Below are 17,751 nucleotides of genomic sequence, written 5' to 3'. Positions count from 1 at the left end.
TTAGTATTGGGGACGTTGGTGCGGCTGCACCAAGTCTTCCAGGTTTCCAGACAAGGCTTGGTCCACGATCCATTTCTGCTCTTCGTGGTGGCGCGAATTGAGACCCGTCGCCGGGCTCGCAGCACCACGGCGACCAACATAGTTGGTGACCAAGTGATCGTTGTTCAAATCGCGCAAGATGGTGTCGAGCCGTTGACCGACAAAGAACCATGCACCCATGTTGGCCGGTTCTTCCTGACACCAAACCACGTCGGCGTGCGGATAACGGCCAAGTTGTTGCATGAGACCTTTCCACGGGAACGGATAGATTTGTTCCAAACGCACAATGGCGACGTCTTTGATCTCACGCTTGCGGCGTTCTTCCAACAGATCGTAATAAACCTTGCCGGAGCAGACCACGACACGCCGGACCTCTTTGTCCAAGACCAAGTTGTCGTGTTCCGGCAAAACGCGGCGGAAACGCGTGCCCGGACCCATTTCGCCCAAGTTGGACGTCACCAACTTGTGACGCAGCAAAGACTTCGGCGACATGACGATCAGCGGTTTGCGCAAGTTGCGGCACAGCTGACGGCGCATGACGTGGAAGAACTGCGCAGGCGTCGTGACGTTGACCACTTGCCAGTTGTCTTCGGCAGACAATTGCAGGTAACGCTCCAACCGTGCGGAAGAGTGTTCCGGCCCCTGGCCTTCATAGCCGTGGGGCAGCAACATCACCAAGCCCGACATACGCAGCCACTTGGTTTCACCGGATGACACGAATTGGTCGATGATGACCTGTGCACCGTTGGCGAAATCGCCGAACTGAGCTTCCCAAATGGTCAGGCAGTGCGGATCGGACAGGGAGTAGCCGTATTCAAAGCCCAACACGCCGGCCTCTGACAACGGGCTGTCGATGACTTCGTAGTGCGCCTGGTCGCCCGGGCGAATGTTGTTGAGCGGGATGTAGCGCTCTTCGTTTTCTTGATCCACCAAGACCGAGTGACGATGCGAGAACGTACCACGACCGGAATCCTGACCCGACAAACGCACACCGTGACCTTGCACCAAAAGTGTGCCGTAAGCCAAAGCTTCCGCCGTGGCCCAATCGACGCCTTCTTGGGTTTCGATCATTTTGCGCTTGGCTTTGAACTGGCGCAAAATTTTGGTGTTGGTGTGGAACAGTTCCGGCGGTTCGGAAATGGCGTGGCCGACTTCGCGCAGCAACTCCATTTCACACGACGTGTCGTCGTCGCGCATTTCTTCCGGACCTTCCAGATAGAACAGCCCAGCCCATTTGCCTTCCAACCAATCGGCTTTGTTCGGTTTGTAACCGGCTGCCGATTGGCGTTCTTTTTCCAAGAACCCGGCAAAATCACCTGTCATCCGATCGGATTCGGCTTCGGTAATGACACCTTCGCCCACCAACTTCTGCGCATAGATTTCGCGCGTGGTCGGATGGTTGGCGATGGTCTTGTACATCACCGGGTTGGTGAACATGGGCTCGTCACCTTCGTTATGGCCGTGGCGGCGATAACAGAACATGTCGATGACCACATCCTTTTTAAATTCCTGACGGAACTCAGCGGCGATGCGTGATACGTGAACCACGGCTTCGGGGTCGTCGCCGTTGACGTGGAAAATCGGTGCTTGGATCATCTTCGCCACATCCGACGGATAAGGCGAGGACCGCGAATACGACGGGTGCGTCGTAAAGCCGATTTGGTTGTTGATGATGATGTGCACCGTGCCGCCGGTCTCATAGCCGCGAAGCTGCGACAGATCCAGCGTTTCCGGAACCAACCCTTGGCCTGCAAACGCGGCGTCACCGTGCAGCAAGATGCCCATGACTTGGTCACGTTTAGTGTCACCCTTTTGACGCTGCTTGGCGCGCACCTTCCCCAAAACAACCGGGTTGACGCATTCCAAGTGAGACGGGTTGGCTGTCAGAGACAAGTGAATGCTCTCACCGTCAAACACACGGTCAGCCGATGCGCCCAAGTGATACTTCACGTCGCCGGACACGTCGAGTTCGTCTGGCACGACCGACTTGCCCAAAAACTCGGCGAAGATCGACATGTAGGGTTTGCGCATGACCGAAGCCAAGACGTTCAAGCGGCCCCGGTGGGCCATGCCCATGATAACCGACTTAATGCCCAACTGGCCGCCGCGCTTGATGATTTGTTCAATGGCGGGGATCACACTTTCGCCACCGTCCAAACTGAAACGTTTGGTGCCTTTGAACTTCACGTCCAGGAATTTCTCGAAACCTTCCGATTCCACCAAGCGTTCCAAGATGGCGCGCTTGCCTTTGAGCGTGAAGTCGGTCTGGTTGCGGATACCTTCGATACGGCGCTGGATCCAGGCTTTTTCATCCGGTTCCTGGATGTGCATGAATTCCACGCCGACGGACGAACAGTAGGTGTCTTTCAACACCTGCAAGATTTCGCGCAGCGTTGCCGTTTCCAGGCCCAACACGTTGTCGATGAAGATCGGACGATCCAGATCGGCGTCGGTAAAACCATACGTGCGGTAATCAAGCTCGGGGTGCTGGGTGCGCCCTTCCAAACCCAACGGGTCGAAGTTCGCAATCAAGTGACCGCGCACACGATATGTGCGGATCAACATCAAGGCACGAATGGTGTCCTTCGTTGCTGCACGAATGGTGTCTGCATTGGGTGCGGCGGCTCCGACCATTTGCGGCATGTATGCCACGTTTTGCGCCATGTGCGCTTGTTCGGATTTCGGTCCGGCTTCGGCTTCAAGCAAGCCGCTAGAACTGAACTGGCCAACGACGCCTGTGTCGCTCGGTGACCAGGAAGCGCCTGTGAGATCGACGAGAATTTCACGTTCTTCGTCATCCAAGGCGGAGAAATAATCCTGCCAGGTCTGATCGACCGTTTTGGGATTCTCCGTAAACCGGGCATAGAGCTCGGCTACGTATTGCGCGTTAGCGCCTGAAAGAAATGTATCCGCGGATGCCATGATCCCTATTTTCGGGCCGCCCGGTCTTAGGGCCAGATCGTCCCGCCTCTGATTGTAAGTCCCCAGAAAATTTCGCCCGGCAAGCTACCTCAACTTGCCGGGCGAAACCGAATGCTCTAGCCCTTCAGGACATCCAGCATTGTTTTACCGAGCGTCGCCGGTGAGTCTGCGACGGAAATTCCGGCGCTCTTCATGGCTTCGATCTTATCGCCTGCGGTTCCTTTGCCGCCCGCGATGATCGCACCCGCGTGACCCATGCGGCGTCCCGGAGGTGCCGTAACGCCGGCGATGAAGCCGACCACAGGTTTTTTGGTTTTGGACTGTTTCAAGAACTCTGCCGCTTCTTCTTCAGCAGAGCCGCCGATTTCACCGATCATGATGATGCTTTCGGTTTCGTCGTCACCTAAGAACATGTCCAAGCAGTCGATGAAGTTGGTGCCATTGACCGGATCGCCGCCGATACCGATGCAGGTCGTTTGACCCAAACCGGCTGCGGTGGTTTGACCCACAGCTTCGTACGTCAACGTACCGGAACGCGATACGATGCCGACGGTGCCACGGGTGTGAATGTGACCCGGCATGATGCCGATTTTGCATTCACCCGGCGTGATGACGCCCGGACAGTTCGGGCCGACCAAACGGGTGTTGGAATTTTCCAACGCACGCTTGACGCGGACCATGTCCACAACGGGAATGCCTTCGGTGATGCAAACAGCCAGTTCGACTTCGGCGTCGATGGCTTCCAAGATGGCGTCCGCAGCGAACGGCGGCGGCACATAAATCACGGAAGCATTGGCGCCGGTTTGATCGACAGCGTCAGCAACGGTGTCGTAAACCGGAAGGTCCAAGTGCTTAGTGCCACCTTTGCCCGGCGTAACGCCACCGACCATGTTGGTGCCATAAGCAATGGCTTGTTCGGAGTGGAAGGTGCCCTGCGCGCCGGTGAAGCCCTGACAGATGACCTTGGTATCTTTACCTACGAGTACAGACATCTTACGCGGCCTCCTTCACGGCTTTGACAATTTTCTCGGCAGCGTCGGACAAGTCGTCTGCGGAAACGATCGGCAGACCCGATTCTTCCAAGATCTTCTTGCCCAGCTCCACGTTGGTGCCTTCGAGGCGAACCACCAGCGGAACGTTCAGGCTGACTTCGCGAGCCGCTGCGACAACGCCTTCGGCGATGACGTCGCAGCGCATGATGCCGCCGAAGATGTTGACCAAGATGCCTTCGACGTTGCTGTCGGACAGGATCAGTTTGAACGCTGTGGTGACGCGTTCTTTGGTGGCCCCGCCTCCAACGTCCAAGAAGTTCGCCGGATCGCCGCCGAACAGCTTGATGATGTCCATGGTGGCCATAGCCAAACCTGCACCGTTGACCATACAACCGATGTTGCCGTCCAACTTAATGTAGTTCAGGTCGTGGCGTGCCGCTTCCAGCTCAGCCGGATCTTCTTCGTCTTCGTCGCGCAGTTCAGCCACGTCTTTTTGACGGAACAGAGCGTTGTCGTCGAAGTTCATCTTGGCGTCCAGCGCCATGACAGCGCCTTCGCCGGTGACGACCAGCGGGTTGATTTCCATCATCGAAGCATCGAGATCGTTGAACGCTTTGTACATGCCCAACATCAACTTCACACCCGCGCCGACCTGCTTGCCTTCAAGGCCCAGGGCGAACGCCACTTGACGGGCGTGGAACGGCAGCATGCCGGTCGCCGGATCAATGGTGACGGTGACGATTTTTTCAGGCGTTTTTTCGGCGACTTCTTCGATGTCCATGCCGCCCTCGGTGGACGCCATGATGGTCACGCGAGACGTTGCGCGATCAATCAGGTAGCTGAGGTACAGTTCCCGGGCGATGTCGCAGCCTTCTTCGATGTAGACGCGCTTGACTTCTTTGCCTTCCGGACCCGTTTGATGGGTGACCAGTTGCATGCCCAGCATGTCGTTTGCGGTGTCGCGGACGTCTTCGATGGATTTCACCACTTTGACGCCGCCGCCTTTGCCGCGTCCACCTGCGTGGATCTGGGCTTTGACGACGTACACCGGACCTTCCAGTTCTTTGGCAACGGCTTCAGCCTCGGGCGCGGTGTAAGCCACCTTGCCGTTCGGCACAGCGACGCCAAATTTGGCGAGCAGCTGTTTAGCCTGATACTCGTGAATGTTCATTTGACTTTCCTCTCAGACCTTAAGGGGTCTGCCCTCGGTTATTATTTCTTGGTCGCAGCTTTTTTCTTAGCAGGGGCTTTCTTTTTTGCAGGAGCCTTTTTCTTAGCCGCAGCTTTTTTCTTAGCAGGCGCTTTTTTCGCAGCTGCTTTGTCTTTAGCACCAAGCTTCTTGATGGTATCGACCAGACCAAACACAGACTTCACAGATTTGTTGAAGAGCGCTTTTTCGGTGCGGTCCAATTTAATTTCGATGATTTTTTCGACACCTTTGGCACCAATCACAACCGGAACGCCGACGTACATGTTTTTGACGCCATACTGGCCTTTCAAGAATGCAGCGCACGGCAGAACGGCTTTTTTGTCTTTCAGGTAAGCTTCAGCCATTTGAATGCCTGCAGCCGCCGGAGCGTAGTAAGCCGAACCGGTTTTTAACAAACCAACGATTTCAGCACCGCCATCGCGGGTACGCTGAACGATTTCGTCGATGCGTTTTTGGGTGGTCCATTTCATGTCGATCAAGTCGGTCACCGGGATGCCGCCAACGGTAGAGTAGCGGGGCAGCGGAACCATGGTGTCGCCGTGACCGCCCAGAACGAATGCGGAAACGTCTTCAACGGAAACACCGAACTCTTCAGCCAAGAACAAACGCATGCGACCGCCGTCCAAAACGCCAGCCATGCCGACGACCATGTGGTGCGGCAGGCCGGAAGCTTCGCGCAGCGCCCAAACCATGGCGTCCAGCGGGTTGGTGATGCAGATCACGAACGCTTTCGGTGCGTATTTTTTGATGCCTTCGCCGACTTGCTTCATGACGCTGACGTTGATGGACAGCAAGTCGTCGCGGCTCATGCCGGGCTTGCGTGCAACGCCTGCGGTGACGATGACCACGTCAGCACCTTTGATGCCAGCGTAGCTTTTGGTGCCTTTGAGAGATGCGTTAAAGCCTTCAATCGGGCCAGACTGTGCGATGTCCAAAGATTTACCTTGGGGAACACCGTCCATGATGTCGAACATCACGATGTCGCCAAGATCTTTTGTCGCGGCCAAGTGAGCCAGCGTGCCGCCAATATTACCAGCGCCGATGAGTGCAATTTTGTTGCGTGCCATTGGAATAACCCTATCCCTGTCTTTGAGCGTTCGTAGAATTCAATAAAAGAACGCCCTGTGAGTGTTTAACTAAACCCACCAGGACCCTACCCGGCCCCGGCGGAGCGTGCGCGCATGTTGCGGCGCACAAAAATCTGCCAGTTTCGTAGCGCAATTTGACCTCCCAAACAAGGCAAAACTGCCCAAAGGGGTGGGATTCATTTCAAATCACACATTCATGTCGTTTTTCTCGGCCTATTCCCCCCTCAACCAACGCGTTTCGCGTGTTGTCGTTGCATGTAAGACTCCGATTGCATCTCCACAAGGCGGGATGCGGTTCTCTCGAACTCAAAGGACCCCTCGCCTTCGTTGTAGAGGTCCATGGGCCCCACGTCTGCTGAGCAAATCAGCTTGACGTGGCCTTCGTACATGGCGTCGATCAGCGTCACGAAACGCCGCGCCACATCTTTGTTGTCCGGTCCCATTTCGGGGATGGACGGAATGATGATGGTGTGAAATCGCCGGGACAGTTCCAGATAGTCCGCCGGGCCCAAGGGCCGTCCGCAGATGTCTTCGAACGCGACCATGGCCACACCTTGCGCAGCCTTGGGCACAGCCACGTCGCGGCCTTGCACCGGGATGGAGGCGGCGTGCGGGCGCGCACCGTGGGTCAGCGTTTCGAACGCCTCGTCCAACTTTTGGCGCGCGGCTTCGTCGTCGGGATAGAGGAACACTTCCAACTGTTTGAGGTGCTCAAGACGGTAATCGGTGCGGCCATCCAGTTGCAGCACGTCCATTTTGTCTTCGATCAAGTCGATGAACGGCAAGAACTTTTCGCGCTGCAGGCCGTCCTTGTACAAGTCTTGCGGCGGGCGGTTCGAGGTCGAGACCACGACCACACCTTCTTCGAACAAAACTTCGAACAGGCGCGACAAGATCATCGCATCGGCAATGTCGGTGACTTGGAATTCATCAAAGCAGAGCAGCGTCGCTTCATTGGCGAGTTGTTCGGCAATGGGGGGAATGGGGTCCGCTTCACGACCTTTGAATTTTCGGTATTCATTGAGGCGGATGTGGACTTGCTGCATGAAGGCATGGAAGTGCACCCGGCGTTTGCGCTTCACGGGAGCGTCTTCGTAAAACATATCCATCAGCATGGATTTGCCCCGGCCCACGCCGCCATAAAAATAGAGGCCCTGGGGCGGGTCTTCGCGCCTGCGTCCCAGACCGAATCGTTCCTTCCAGCCCATCTGGCCGGATTGGCGCTGATAAGCTTGGAGCGCTTTGAACAGGCTTTGGAGTTTTTCAACGGCAAGGGCTTGCGCCGGATCGTGCTTCAATTCCTTTGAAGCAATCCGGGCGCGGTATTCGAAAAGCGGACCTGCCGGGACCAAATCCCCAACGTCGGACATCGGTTATCGTTACCCTCATTTCGCATCTGCACAATGCATAACGTAGGCATTCGAACCCCCCGTGTAAATAACTGTTTTTACTGTACTTTAAGCCTCTAATATTAGAAATCGCTTCAATATGTAACTCTTTTGTGACGTGGCACGAACACAGGGGCGCATCCGTCGCTTGCCCGGGCCCTGAGAAGCAGGCAGACTGTCAAGAATCCTAGAGCACATGGGGGTACACCGTGATCGGTGAAAGTCTTTTGGCCCACGAGCCAGCCGTCCGTCTATCGGCCTTTTTCGGCATCTTCGCCGTCATGGCGGCGTTGGAGCTGTTGGCGCCGCGTCGCGAATTGACGGTGTCTAAGGGGCTGCGGTGGTTTTCTAACCTCGGCATCGTTGCGCTCAACACCGCCATCGCACGGGTGATTTTCCCCATGGCCCCGGTGGCGTTTGCCTTTGTGTGTGCTGAAAACGGCTGGGGTGTTTTGAATATTTTAGACTGGAACGGCTGGCTGGAATTGGCCTTGGCCGTGGTCTTGCTGGATTTTTTCATCTGGCTGCAACACGTCATGGTTCATGCGATCCCCATGCTGTGGCGCTTGCACCGCATGCACCATACGGACTTGGATTACGACGTCACCACCGGGGCGCGGTTTCACCCGGTTGAGATTTTGCTGTCGTTTGGCATTAAGTTCTGTGTCATCGCCCTGTTGGGCGCAAGCCCGGTGGCCGTGCTGGTTTTCGAAGTCATCTTGAACGCCATGGCCATGTTCAATCATGCGAACTTTAAATTGCCGCTGGGGTTGGATGCGGTTTTGCGCCTGTTGGTGGTGACACCGGACATGCACCGGGTGCACCATTCGGCCATACCGCGCGAATGCAATTCCAACTTCGGCTTCAACCTGTCTGTGTGGGATCGCGTCTTCGCCACCTACACGGCCCAGCCGGAATTGGGCCACGAAGGCATGCAGATTGGCTTGGATATGTTTCGCGAGGAAAAAGATGAACGTTTGGATCAAATGCTGATCCAACCGTTGCGCGATGCCAAAGGCGAGTACGCCATTAACCGAAGGGATTGGGACTGATGGTGATGAAAGCCGGACGCGAAAGCGCTGAGTTTAATTTCGACGTTCAACACATCGGCCTGGATTTGGACTTTCACCACCCCAAAGGCCGACAGTTGCGTCTGGCCGACCAAGTGGTGGCGCAGTTTGAGCAAGACCGCGAGCACGCTGAGATTTTCATCCAAAATGCCTCGGGCGACGGTTTTTCCACCGAAGAGCTGCTCAGTTGGTTTTTGATGCAAAGCCAAACAACACTGGCACAACATGTCCCTGAAAAAGCTTTAACAGAAGCCTTGGACACGGGTGCGGGTTACGTGTTTGTGACCTTTCCCATACGATTTGAAGAAAACACCTTTCACATGCTTACCGAAGACGGCGCACAGGATTTGTCCGCGCTTAAAGTTATGTCGAAAGTCACCATTGAAAAACGCGTAAAGGACTAGCTATGGAAGACAATCGCAGCCCCGAAGAGATCATCAAAGCCCAACGCATGATGGTCTCCATCTTCGGCTTCGCCACGTTGATGTCGACCATCTGGATGACCTTGATGGCCTTCAGCGGCATCACCATGGGCCAAGAACAAGGCGGGGAAACGTTCGCACAAATTCTCACCTATTGGGGCATGGCTTCACCGCTGGTGTGGATTTTTTGCAATGTCATGGCGTTTACCAAAATCAATCGCGGAGACGCAGACGGGGCGAAGTATTATCCGCTGATCCCGGCCTTTTGGGCGATCATTTGGTTTGCAGCGCAGGTTTCGGGTTAGCTCAGAATCGGCTGAATTTTTGCCAAAAGCTCTTGGGCAGAAACGGGCTTGGTCAATAAGTCCACTTTGGATTGGGAAATCTTATCCAAATCTGCGGGAAGCGTATTGCCGGACAGAATGATGCACGGCACCTCTTTCCCCCACTGTGCCGTGCAGGTTTGAAACAGCTCCAACCCGTTCATTTTTTCGTCCAACTGGTAATCGAACAACAACAAATCCGGAAGTTTCTGCGTTTTGATGGCGAGCAGCATGGTTTCGTGCGCAGAGCTCATGGCGATCACGCGCACACCCCAACTGTTCAACAACAACTTCATGGCACTGCGCACAGCTGCATCATCTTCGGCAAGCCACACAAGGCCGTTGAGGCTGGGCTTGGTGTCGTCGAGTTTCAGCTTCGGCCTCAACACCAAAGATTTCGGGTCTGCATCCAAAGGAATGAGCAACGAAAAGATCGAGCCCGCATCGGGCGTCGACGTCAAAGAAATCGGATGCTCTAAAATTTCCGCCGTCCGGCGCACGATGGACAGCCCAAGCCCCAAGCCCTTGGCGCGCTGACGTCCTGGGTTGTTCAATTGGTAGAAATCGTCGAAAATGCGTTCCTGTTCATCCCGGGGGATGCCCACCCCATTGTCGCAAACTTCCAGGCGCAGCATATTCTCGTGTTTGCGACACCCCACGACCACGCGCCCGCCTTCCGAATAGCGCACCGCGTTTGAAACCAGGTTATCAACGATTTGTTTCAACAAAATGGGGTCGCTCTTCACATGGTACGAGCTTGGCACAACGGTTAGCTTCACCCCACGATCACCGGCAAAGGTCGAATACGTTTTCGTCACATGCAACAACACGTCATCAATGGCAAACACCGAAATATCTTTTTTCACGATGTTGGCTTCCAGCTTGGACATGTCCAGCAACGCATTCAACAATTCACCCAACCCACCGATGGCCTGTTCGATGTTGTCGAGAAAGAACAGGTTCTTCTCCGCACTGTCCAGTGCTTTGCTGGCCAGCCCTGAACGCAACACTTCACAAAACAACTTAATCGCCTGAAGCGGCTGGCGCAGGTCGTGGCTAGCCGCAGCCAAGAACTGGCTTTTGGACTGGTTGGCCAGCTTCGCTTCGCTCAAGGCCGACAGCACATCGGCTTCACGCTTTTTCGCGTCCTTGGTGCTGGCGTCCAACATTTGTGCGACGCGTTTGATTTCCAACGGGCCGTGCACGTCGAAATCCGTGTGATCGCCTGCGGCATGGGCCTGGACTTCGTCATAAAGTTTGTTGAGCGGCTTGACCAAGCGGGTGTGGATGAACATCCAGGTCAACAAAACCACCAAGGCCGTCAGCATCAAAGTCCCGATCAACAGCGGCATACGCCACGCCAAAATGTCGTTGGTTTGATGAGAAATCTCCAAGGCTTTGTTGCGCGACTGGAAATAGATTTCATTGGCGATATAGATCATGCGATCCGCAAGGCGTTTAAAATGGGCAATTTGACCATCCAAAACGGCGTCTAAACGCAGTTCTTGCGACCGCAACGACAGCGCTTCGGGTTGGGCAAACTCTTTGATCGGTGAGGTATCCAAGAGCCCGCTCAGCAAGGGGCTTAGGTTCCGTTCCCAACGGTGATAGGCATTTTGCGTTTGCGCCGCGAACAACAGTTGGATCAAGGTCACCGCCCGATGGTCGTCCTGGGTCAACCTGTGTTGTCCGGGCCTGCGCAAAATTGCTTCTAATTCTTGGAGCTGATGAGTGAGCTCATCACGCACCTGGGTTCGCTGGGATGAGTTCTCGCCAATCTGCGCCGCCAGTACCGAAAATTCGACCACCGTTACGTTCAAGGTTGCCCAAAGTTCGTGGTCAACGTCCATACCTTCCAACTGGTCAATGTCCGTATTCAACTGCTCGGTCCGGTCGCGCACAGCACGATACGCGGATTCGTGAGAGGCAATAGACTTTGCGCCGACCAACGAAGAGGTCATGGCGCTCAACGTTCCGGTTCTTTCCGCAAGTTCCAAAGCGCGCGAAATCAGTTCCAAGTGAGACGTGCTGATTTCGTTGAGATCTTGGCGCACCACCGTCAAGGTCGCCAAGGCAAACACCAACCCTGCTGCAATAATGGTGACGGAAATCACAAACAGCGCATAGAGTTGGGAAGAGAAGCGAAAACGCCCCTGGGCCTTTTCTTTGTGTGCGCTGTCTTGAAGCTGCATGGTGTGCCAGCCTAAAAAATATGGTGAATCAACCGGGTTATATGTTAAGGGATATTGTATCTTTGACTAGGCCGAATGGAATTGTCTAATGCGCTTAATTTACTTGTTTTTTGGCTTTCTGCTTGCCAGCACAACCACAGTAAATGCGGGCATCACGCTCCAGTCAACCCTTGAGCGAGGGTACGTGCGGTGTGGCATCGGCGAAACCACCCACTTGGGCTTTACGTTCCACAACACCAATGGGCGGGTTGAAGGTTTCGACATCGATTTCTGCCGCGTTGTCGCGTCGGCTTTGTTTGGCGATCCCGACCGCGTGGATTTTAGTGTGGTCAGCAATGAAAAGCGCCTCACGCTTTTGTCCGCTGGCGAATACGACGTTTTGTATCGCACCACCACATGGACATTGATGCGAGACGCCGGCACAGGCTTGGACTTTGCCGGCGTCAACATGTATGACGGGCAAGGCTTTATGGTGCACGCCGACAGTGGGGTCACCACTTTGGCGGACCTGGGCCCTGCAAACATCTGCGTGAACGCCGACACCACGACGCATAAGAACCTTGAAGACTACATCAAGCTTCACAAAAAACCGTGGACGGTTGAGCTGGGCTCCAACGAAGACATTTTGAAAAACAACTTCTTCACCCGCAAATGCGACGCCTATACCGATGATCGCTCTGGCTTGGCCTCCATCCGCGCCAGTGATGCACCCCTGCCCGAACGCATCCGCATTTTACCCGACACCATTTCCAAAGAGCCTTTGGGCGCGGTCGTGCGCAACGACGACCCACAGTGGTTCGACATCGTCAAATGGTCGTTGCTCGCCACTGTCGAAGCCGAAGAACTGGGCTTGAATTCCAAAAACATCGACGCTGCCAAAACGGCGACGTCCCCCGCGTTGCGTCGCTTTACGGGACAAACGTCTGAGTTAGGCGATGCCTTGGGTCTGCCCCAAGATTGGGCCTACAACGTGATCAAACACGTCGGCAATTATGGTGAAATCTTTGAACGCAATGTCGGCGAGCAAACGCCACTGGGATTGAGCCGCGGGTTGAACAACCTGTGGACCAAAGGCGGTTTGATGTACGCCCCGCCCTTTCGTTAATCGGCGTTGAGTTCCGCCATGCGATACTCGGCAGCATTTTTATCGGACGCAACCAAATCCACACGGCCCAGATTCAGCAGTTTAAACGCGGCTTCTTCACTGGGGACTTCGTGCACGGACACGCCACGCTTTTTTAAATAATCCGTCTTCGCTGTTCAGTTGGATGTCGGCACGATGGCTTTTTCGGTCAATGTGCACGGCAAAATCGATAAGGGTGCCAATCCACGTGAACAAGTCTTCCCGGTCCGGCGTGCGCGCGACGGAAAACAAAACTGAGTTGGGTGTGTTTTGAACAGTGGAGTACGCCCGCGCCCCAGCAAGCGCGAAAATCAAAACAGAGTATATCCACAAGAAAAAGGCCGCCCCAAAAGGAGCGGCCTGTTCTTTGATTTGAACCAACTTTGGTTTAGCGGCGCTTCAACAGCAAGTGTTTGATTTCGCCGATGGCCTTGCCCGGGCTTAAGTGTTTCGGGCAGGTGTTGGTGCAGTTCATGATCGTGTGGCAGCGATACAAGCGGAACGGATCGTCCAAGTTATCCAGACGCTCACCCTTGGCTTCGTCGCGGCTGTCCGCAATCCAACGGTAGGCTTGCAGCAAGATGGCCGGGCCTAAGTAACGATCACCGTTCCACCAATAGCTCGGGCAGCTGGTTTGGCAGCAAAAACACAAGATGCATTCCCACATCCCGTCGAGCTTTTCACGCTCTTCCACCGATTGCAGACGTTCCGCCGTCGGTGCGGGGGTGTCGGACTTCATCCACGGTTGGATCGAAGCGTACTGCGCGTAAGGCACAGACAAATCCGGAACCAAGTCCTTGATCACCGGCATGTGCGGCAGCGGATAGACTTTGATGTCGCCGCGAATGTCCGCAATCGGCTTGGTGCACGCCAACGTGTTGGTGCCGTCGATGTTAAACGCGCACGAGCCACACACACCTTCGCGGCAAGACCGGCGGAAGGTGAGCGTGGAATCCAGCTCGTTCTTGATCTTGACCAAGCCGTCCAAAACCATCGGACCGCATTTGTCGAGATCGACTTCGAAGGTATCCAAACGCGGATTTTCACCGCTGTCCGGGTCATAACGATAGACCTTGAACTTGCGGATGTTCGTCGCACCCTCAGGGGCTTTGACGTACTTGCCTTCAACGACTTTCGAGTTTGCGGGAAGACTGAGTTCAACCATTTTCTTTCTCCTCTTCCCCTCTTAGTACACGCGTGCTTTGGGTTCGATGTATTCGACTTCGTCCGTGAGCGTCCAGGTGTGGACCGGGCGATAGTCGAGCTTGACCTTGTTTTGTTCCAGATCAAGCCACGAAACCGTGTGCTTCATCCAGGTCTCGTCATTGCGATCCGGGAAGTCGTCGCGGGCATGTGCGCCACGGCTTTCTTCGCGGTTCAAGGCCGAGTGAACGGTGGCTTGCGCACAAGCCAACAAGTTGTCCAGTTCCAACGCTTCGTTCAGGTCCGAGTTCCAGATCATGGAGCGGTCCTTCACGTCGACTTCGGAGAAGCCCGAGCGAATGTCGTCGATCTTCTTCTGACCGTCGTTCAAGACGCCCGCTTCGCGGAACACGGCGGCGTTGCGCTGCATAGTGCGTTGCATGTCGTCGCGGATAGAGGCAACCGACAATGCGCCGTCTGCGTGACGCAGCTTGTCCAAACGATCCAGCGCTTTGTCGGCGCTGTCTTTGGGCAGTTGCTTTTGCTCTTCGCCAGGCTTCAAGGTTTCTTTCGCGCGGATTGCAGCCGCACGACCGAACACCACGATGTCCAACAGAGAGTTCGTACCCAAACGGTTCGCACCATGGACCGACACGCAGGCCGCTTCGCCAATGGCCATCAGGCCGGGGCAAACCGCATCCGGGTCGTCTGCGGTCGGGCGCAGCACTTCACCGTAAATGTTGGTGGGAATGCCGCCCATGTTGTAGTGCACCGTCGGGATCACGGGGATCGGTTCGCGGGTCACATCAACACCGGCAAAGACCTTGGCACTTTCCGAAATGCCGGGCAGACGCATGTTCAAGGTATCGGCACCTAAGTGTTCCAAGTGCAGCATGATGTGGTCTTGTTCGTCGCCCACACCGCGGCCTTCTTGGATTTCCATGGTCATGGCGCGCGACACAACGTCGCGCGATGCCAAGTCCTTGGCGGTCGGGGCGTAACGTTCCATGAACCGTTCACCGTTGGCGTTGGTGAGGTAGCCACCTTCACCGCGAGCGCCTTCGGTGATCAGCACACCCGCGCCGTAAATGCCGGTCGGGTGGAACTGAACGAATTCCATGTCCTGCAGCGGAAGACCGGCACGTGCCACCATGCCGTGGCCGTCGCCGGTGCAGGTGTGCGCCGACGTGCAAGAGAACCAAGCCCGGCCATACCCACCCGACGCCAGCACGGTTTGCTGGGCGCGGAAACGGTGGATGGAGCCGTCTTCCATGTTCCATGCGATCACACCGCGGCAGTTGCCTTCGTCGTCCATGATCAGATCAAGGGCGATGAACTCGACGAAAAATTCCGCGTCGTGCTTCAAGCTTTGTTGATAGAGCGTGTGAAGAATGGCGTGACCCGTACGGTCGGCGGCTGCGCAGGCGCGCGGCACCGGGGCTTCGCCCATGTTCTTCATGTGACCGCCAAAGGGACGTTGGTAGATTTTACCTTCTTCCGTGCGCGAAAACGGCACACCGAAGTGCTCCAGCTCGTACACGGCCGGAACCGCGTTGCGGCACATATATTCAATGGCGTCTTGGTCACCCAACCAGTCGGACCCTTTGACCGTGTCGTACATGTGCCACTGCCAGCTGTCTTCGTCCATGTTGCCCAGCGCAGCGCCTATGCCGCCCTGTGCCGCCACGGTGTGAGACCGGGTTGGGAAAACTTTGGTGATACAGGCCGTCTTGAGGCCCGCTTGGGTCATACCGAACGTGGCGCGCAGACCCGCACCACCTGCGCCGATGACGACGCAATCGTATGTGTGATCAGTAATCTGATAAGATTTTGTCATAGCGCGTTACCCAGCAATCGAGATTTTGAAAATGGCGAAGATGGCACCGAAGCCAAACACGACAGCGCCGTATTTGACAAATAGCAAAAGGCCAACCTTCCAAATTTCGGAATGGATGTAGTCTTCAATCACGACCTGCAGGCCCAATTGCGCGTGGTGGAACATGGTGACCACCAACAAAACCAACAATACCGAGTTGCCAAACTCGCCCGCCCACGCGGTGAACGAAGCGTAATCCGAACCGGTCAACGAAATGACGGAAATGACGAACCACAGTGCCAACGGCAGCAGAGCGACGGCGCTCATGCGCTGTGCCCACCAGTGGTGCACGCCTTCCTTAGTGGAACCCAGACCACGCACGCGGCCCAGTTTCGATTGCAAGATGCGTTGCTCCTGAGGAGTGTTAATCATTGTATCCGCTCCTCCTTAAAGCTTATCGACATGGCCGTAAGCCATGAGCCAGGTGATAATCGTCAGCGCAGCAGCAACCAGCACGCTCAGCAAGCCGGTGAAGCGCACCGTCGGCAGGTCGAAACCCAAACGCATGTCCCAGCCGATGTGACGGATGCCGTTGCACATGTGATAAAACAGCGCAAACGTGAAGCCGAACAACACCAAACGGCCAAACCAGGATTCCAGCAAGGCCTGGGCGCGTTCAAAGGCTTCGGGGCCGTATGCAGCGGAAATCAGCCAATAGGCCAACAACAACGCGGCGAACGACAAGGCGACGCCGGTGATCCGGTGCAAAATCGACAGGACGGATGTGATTTGCGGGCGATAAACCTGCAAATGTGGTGATAGAGGTCTGTTCGTGTCAGGCATGAGCAGTGCTCCCCTCCCTTCCAGAGGTCCAATGAAACCCGTCCCCCAACGGGTATGATATCAATGCTTCACAGTATCTAAGTGGATCGTGTCCGATCTATTTTCCACTTAAACACGGCGCGGCATCAAAACAGTATAGTCAAAATCCAAAACGACAGCCGGATCGTATTTTCCTTCGTCGTCTTTGTACGGGAAGCCCTGGGCGTTTTGATCTTTCAAACCCACCGTGCGCAGGCGCAAAGCGCCCAGGCCCGGATGACCCGGAACTTCCATTTTTTCCAAAACTTCCGACCACGCATAAACGGTGTTACCCGCAAAGATCGGAGCGACGTGACGCCCGCCGTTGATGGCGGCCACCTTGAACGCATTGCCCAATCCGTTGAACGTGATGGACCGGCAAATCGAAATCACATGTCCACCATAGACGATCCGCTTGCCAAAGCGGCCATCTTTTTCTGTGTGCTGGTTAAAATGCACCCGCGCGGTGTTTTGATAGAGGCGTGTCGCCAAAGCATGTTCGGCTTCTTCGACGGTGAAACCATCAACGTGATCGATTTTTTCGCCGGCTTCGTAGTCTTCCCAAACGAACGGGCTTCCGGCCAAGGTGAAGTCGTATTCCTTCATGTCCAAATCGGTCGGTGCGGCCAAGTGTTCGGCGGTGACGGCCTTGGGCAGGTCGGGAACAACCGTTTCAGGTGCGGGGTTGGACGGGTCTTTTTTGTTGACCATCACCCAGCGCACGAAGTCGGCAACCACTTCGCCTTTTTGGTTTTCGCCCACGGTGTGCACGTAAACCACACCCGTTTTGCCGTTGGAGTTTTCTTTCAAACCGATGACTTCGGATTTCGCCGTCAGGGTGTCGCCTGCATAAACCGGGGCGACCATGCGACCGTTGGCGTAGCCCAAGTTGGCAACCGCGTTGAGCGAAATGTCAGGCACGGACTTGCCAAACACCACGTGAAAAACCAGCAGGTCATCCATAGGCGCGGCTTCGTATCCGATGTCCATGGCGAACGTGTCGCCGGACTGAACCGCAAAGCGCGAACCGTACAGGGCGCAGTACAACGCCACATCGCCTTCGGTGACGGTGCGCGGCGTGGCGTGCGCGATCAACTGGCCGAGTTTAAAATCTTCAAAAAAGTTTCCGGTGCCGATTTTGTTGGACATGTTTTTTCGTGTC

Annotated in this window: 15 protein-coding genes and 1 pseudogene; 4 read left to right on the top strand and 12 right to left on the bottom strand. The window is 55.4% G+C overall.

The features are described from left to right. The 5 genes and pseudogenes from V5T82_RS12955 to zapE all read right to left on the bottom strand — a co-directional run bounded on the left by V5T82_RS12955 (nt 1) and on the right by zapE (nt 7,621). The gene (locus V5T82_RS12955) at nt 1-2,961 is read right to left on the bottom strand and encodes a 2-oxoglutarate dehydrogenase E1 component (protein WP_332896070.1); all 2,961 of its coding nucleotides are present in this window, start codon (nt 2,959-2,961) and stop codon (nt 1-3) included. 116 nt (nt 2,962-3,077) lie between these two features. Beyond that, nucleotides 3,078-3,953, bottom strand: a complete 876-nt coding sequence (sucD, locus tag V5T82_RS12950) for a succinate--CoA ligase subunit alpha (RefSeq protein WP_332896069.1) — start codon at nt 3,951-3,953, stop codon at nt 3,078-3,080. Between the two features lies 1 nt (nt 3,954). Continuing rightward, nucleotides 3,955-5,124: an ADP-forming succinate--CoA ligase subunit beta gene (sucC, locus tag V5T82_RS12945; protein ID WP_332896068.1), complete on the bottom strand. Its 1,170-nt coding sequence runs from the start codon at nt 5,122-5,124 to the stop codon at nt 3,955-3,957. Between the two features lie 161 nt (nt 5,125-5,285). After that, nucleotides 5,286-6,230 (bottom strand): annotated as a pseudogene (gene mdh / locus V5T82_RS12940) (malate dehydrogenase); the annotation flags it as partial. A gap of 245 nt (nt 6,231-6,475) precedes the next feature. Then, nucleotides 6,476-7,621, bottom strand: coding sequence for a cell division protein ZapE (zapE, locus tag V5T82_RS12935; RefSeq protein WP_332896067.1), 1,146 nt, complete (start codon nt 7,619-7,621; stop codon nt 6,476-6,478). 227 nt (nt 7,622-7,848) lie between these two features. Here zapE and V5T82_RS12930 point away from each other — a divergent pair, with 227 nt between their 5' ends. The 3 genes from V5T82_RS12930 to V5T82_RS12920 are packed head-to-tail and all read left to right on the top strand — an operon-like array spanning nt 7,849 to nt 9,436. Continuing rightward, nucleotides 7,849-8,691 carry a sterol desaturase family protein gene (locus tag V5T82_RS12930; protein WP_332896066.1) on the top strand — a complete coding sequence of 281 codons (843 nt, stop codon included), beginning with the start codon at nt 7,849-7,851 and terminating at the stop codon, nt 8,689-8,691. After that, nucleotides 8,691-9,113, top strand: coding sequence for a hypothetical protein (locus V5T82_RS12925; protein WP_332896065.1), 423 nt, complete (start codon nt 8,691-8,693; stop codon nt 9,111-9,113). Before V5T82_RS12930 ends, V5T82_RS12925 begins: the two co-directional genes overlap by 1 nt. Nucleotides 9,114-9,115: 2 nt before the next feature. Next, nucleotides 9,116-9,436, top strand: coding sequence for a hypothetical protein (locus V5T82_RS12920; protein ID WP_332896064.1), 321 nt, complete (start codon nt 9,116-9,118; stop codon nt 9,434-9,436). On the opposite strand, the gene V5T82_RS12915 is transcribed toward V5T82_RS12920, so the two are convergent. Then, nucleotides 9,433-11,646 carry an ATP-binding response regulator gene (locus V5T82_RS12915; RefSeq protein ID WP_332896063.1) on the bottom strand — a complete coding sequence of 738 codons (2,214 nt, stop codon included), beginning with the start codon at nt 11,644-11,646 and terminating at the stop codon, nt 9,433-9,435. The two genes, V5T82_RS12920 and V5T82_RS12915, sit on opposite strands and share 4 nt — an antisense overlap. A gap of 88 nt (nt 11,647-11,734) precedes the next feature. Here V5T82_RS12915 and V5T82_RS12910 point away from each other — a divergent pair, with 88 nt between their 5' ends. Then, entirely contained in the window at nt 11,735-12,751 is a 1,017-nt protein-coding gene (locus V5T82_RS12910) for an amino acid ABC transporter substrate-binding protein (RefSeq protein WP_332896062.1), read from the top strand. Between the two features lie 96 nt (nt 12,752-12,847). On the opposite strand, the gene V5T82_RS12905 is transcribed toward V5T82_RS12910, so the two are convergent. From V5T82_RS12905 to V5T82_RS12880, 6 genes are all read right to left on the bottom strand, one after another. After that, nucleotides 12,848-13,084, bottom strand: coding sequence for a hypothetical protein (locus V5T82_RS12905; RefSeq protein WP_332896061.1), 237 nt, complete (start codon nt 13,082-13,084; stop codon nt 12,848-12,850). 73 nt (nt 13,085-13,157) lie between these two features. Further along, a complete protein-coding gene (locus V5T82_RS12900) occupies nt 13,158-13,934 on the bottom strand; it encodes a succinate dehydrogenase iron-sulfur subunit (RefSeq protein ID WP_332896060.1) in 777 nt (258 codons plus the stop codon). A gap of 21 nt (nt 13,935-13,955) precedes the next feature. Next, a complete protein-coding gene (sdhA, locus tag V5T82_RS12895; RefSeq protein WP_332896059.1) occupies nt 13,956-15,749 on the bottom strand; it encodes a succinate dehydrogenase flavoprotein subunit in 1,794 nt (597 codons plus the stop codon). Between the two features lie 6 nt (nt 15,750-15,755). Next, complete coding sequence (sdhD, locus tag V5T82_RS12890) at nt 15,756-16,160, bottom strand: succinate dehydrogenase, hydrophobic membrane anchor protein (RefSeq protein WP_332896058.1); 405 nt, start codon at nt 16,158-16,160, stop codon at nt 15,756-15,758. A gap of 15 nt (nt 16,161-16,175) precedes the next feature. After that, a complete protein-coding gene (gene sdhC / locus V5T82_RS12885; RefSeq protein ID WP_332896057.1) occupies nt 16,176-16,571 on the bottom strand; it encodes a succinate dehydrogenase, cytochrome b556 subunit in 396 nt (131 codons plus the stop codon). Nucleotides 16,572-16,679: 108 nt separating this feature from the next. Then, entirely contained in the window at nt 16,680-17,738 is a 1,059-nt protein-coding gene (locus V5T82_RS12880; protein WP_332896056.1) for a MaoC family dehydratase, read from the bottom strand. Nucleotides 17,739-17,751 lie beyond the last annotated feature (13 nt).

The organism is Magnetovibrio sp. PR-2 (genome assembly GCF_036689815.1).
Classification (GTDB): domain Bacteria; phylum Pseudomonadota; class Alphaproteobacteria; order Rhodospirillales; family Magnetovibrionaceae; genus Magnetovibrio.
This window is presented reverse-complemented; position numbering and strand designations above follow the sequence as displayed.

Excerpts from the sequence above, each read along its gene's own strand:
- V5T82_RS12955 (WP_332896070.1), bottom strand. The coding sequence starts at position 2,961 with ATGGCATCCGCGGATACATTTCTTTCAGGCGCTAACGCGCAATACGTA.
- sucD (WP_332896069.1), bottom strand. The coding sequence starts at position 3,953 with ATGTCTGTACTCGTAGGTAAAGATACCAAGGTCATCTGTCAGGGCTTC.
- sucC (WP_332896068.1), bottom strand. The coding sequence starts at position 5,124 with ATGAACATTCACGAGTATCAGGCTAAACAGCTGCTCGCCAAATTTGGC.
- zapE (WP_332896067.1), bottom strand. The coding sequence starts at position 7,621 with ATGTCCGACGTTGGGGATTTGGTCCCGGCAGGTCCGCTTTTCGAATAC.
- V5T82_RS12925 (WP_332896065.1), top strand. The coding sequence starts at position 8,691 with ATGGTGATGAAAGCCGGACGCGAAAGCGCTGAGTTTAATTTCGACGTT.
- V5T82_RS12920 (WP_332896064.1), top strand. The coding sequence starts at position 9,116 with ATGGAAGACAATCGCAGCCCCGAAGAGATCATCAAAGCCCAACGCATG.
- V5T82_RS12915 (WP_332896063.1), bottom strand. The coding sequence starts at position 11,646 with ATGCAGCTTCAAGACAGCGCACACAAAGAAAAGGCCCAGGGGCGTTTT.
- V5T82_RS12910 (WP_332896062.1), top strand. The coding sequence starts at position 11,735 with ATGCGCTTAATTTACTTGTTTTTTGGCTTTCTGCTTGCCAGCACAACC.
- V5T82_RS12900 (WP_332896060.1), bottom strand. The coding sequence starts at position 13,934 with ATGGTTGAACTCAGTCTTCCCGCAAACTCGAAAGTCGTTGAAGGCAAG.
- sdhA (WP_332896059.1), bottom strand. The coding sequence starts at position 15,749 with ATGACAAAATCTTATCAGATTACTGATCACACATACGATTGCGTCGTC.
- sdhD (WP_332896058.1), bottom strand. The coding sequence starts at position 16,160 with ATGATTAACACTCCTCAGGAGCAACGCATCTTGCAATCGAAACTGGGC.
- sdhC (WP_332896057.1), bottom strand. The coding sequence starts at position 16,571 with ATGCCTGACACGAACAGACCTCTATCACCACATTTGCAGGTTTATCGC.
- V5T82_RS12880 (WP_332896056.1), bottom strand. The coding sequence starts at position 17,738 with ATGTCCAACAAAATCGGCACCGGAAACTTTTTTGAAGATTTTAAACTC.